General features: G+C 65.7%; 2 protein-coding genes. Both read right to left on the bottom strand.

What is annotated here, in order from left to right:
• The coding region (locus ACFOJE_RS10090; protein WP_377814202.1) for a methyl-accepting chemotaxis protein at positions 1-1,163 on the bottom strand (1,163 nt) is incomplete at its 3' end.
• Between the two features lie 53 nt (positions 1,164-1,216).
• Positions 1,217-1,706 (bottom strand): methyl-accepting chemotaxis protein (locus tag ACFOJE_RS10085; protein WP_377814201.1); only part of this gene is annotated, 490 nt, incomplete at its 5' end.

Below are 1,706 nucleotides of genomic sequence, written 5' to 3'. Positions count from 1 at the left end.
CGGGCGGCTTCCACCGAGGCGTTGAGGGCCAGGATGTTGGTCTGGAAGGCGATCGAGTCGATGACGTTGACGATATTGGCGATCTGCTGGGAGCTCTCGCTGATACCCTGCATGGTCTCGACCACCCGGCCGACCACCTCGCGGCCCTGGCCTGCGGTGCTGGAGGCGTCGTTGGCCAGGGCGCTGGCCTGGCGGGCGTTGTCGGCGTTCTGCTTCACGGTGCCGGTGAGCTGTTCCATGCTGGCGGCGGTCTCCTCGAGGGAGGCGGCCTGCTGCTCGGTGCGCGAGGACAGATCGGCGTTGCCGCTGGCGATCTGTTCGGAGCCGACCAGGATCGAGCGGCTGCCTTCGCGCACGTTGGCGACGATGCGGATCAGGCTGTCCTGCATGTCGCGCATGGCGGCGAGCAGCTGGCCGATCTCGTTGTTCGAGTCGACCGGAACCGGCTGCGACAGGTCGGCCTTGGCCAATCGCTGCAGATGGCCCACGGCGTCGTTCAAGGGGCGGATCACCAGGGACATGACCCTCATCCGCGCGAGGAAGACCAACAGCAGGGAAACGCCCATGGCAATGGCGCCAGCGAGCATGAACAGGCGCTGCTGGCGCTGGTAGTCGTCCAGCATCTCCTGCACTTCCCGCGCCGAGTAGTCGAAGTAGGCCTTCACGGCCGGCGAGCTGTTCTCGGTGGCGACGTAGAGCTCGCTCCTGAGGGACTGGAACTTCAGGATGTCGCCCGCCTCCAGTGCCTGCTGCTGCAGCACCATGAGGTCCCGGACCTTGCCATAGGTCTTCTCCACCTCGCGGACCAGGGGCGCCTCGGTGGCATCCTCCGGCACCTTGACGAAGGCCTGGAGCAGCTCGTCGGCCGACTGGATGTCCTGACGGATGCTCTCGAGGCTGCGCTTGCGCTCGGCGAGGGACATCCCTTCGGAGGACTCCAGGTAATGCCCCATGCGCAGGGAGGCGGTCAGGTTGTTCATTTCGGCACGGCTGATCTGGTCGACCTGGTTCACGGCCACCCTGTTCAACTCGCCGATGATGCCCTGGGCCATCTGGCTGTTCAGGTAGCCCACCAGGGCAACAACCGCCAGCAGCACGACGAACAGCACGAACGTAGCCGTCAGTGCCCCCTTGACTGTCAACCGATCCAACAACTGCTTCACTACTGCTTACACCTTACATATCGCCTAAAAACGCCGGACGTCGGTCCGGCACATCAAAACTCTTCCCACTGCTCCTCGGCGACGGATTGCTTGCGGCTTTCCTTCTGCTCCGGTTTCGCCCGGGGCGCGGACAGGGCCGCCGTAGGCTGGCCAGCCAGCTGCGGCTTGGCGGCCGGGACTTTCGGCCGGCGCGGCTGGTATTCCTGCTCGGCGGCAAGGCGGAACACCGCCACCGTTTGTTCCAGATGCTTGGCCTGCTCGGCCAAATCGGAGGACGCGGTGGTGGCTTCCTGGACCAGCGCGGCGTTCTGCTGGGTGACCTCGTCCATCTGCGCCACGGCCGTGTTGACCTGGCTGATGCCTTCGCTCTGCTCGTGGGAGGCGGCGGAGATCTCGTCGATGATGTCGGTCACCCGGTGCACCGCGGCGACCACCTCGCCCATGGTCTTGCCGGCCTGCTCGACCAGTTGCGAGCCGTCCTGCACCCGGCGCGAGGAGTCCTCGATCAGGGCCTTGATCTCCTTGGCCGCATCGGCGCTGCGT

Source organism: Azotobacter bryophylli, from assembly GCF_042643485.1.
Classification (GTDB): domain Bacteria; phylum Pseudomonadota; class Gammaproteobacteria; order Pseudomonadales; family Pseudomonadaceae; genus Azotobacter; species Azotobacter bryophylli.
Note: the sequence above shows the minus strand (reverse complement) of the source record. Positions and strands in the feature narration are given on the sequence as shown.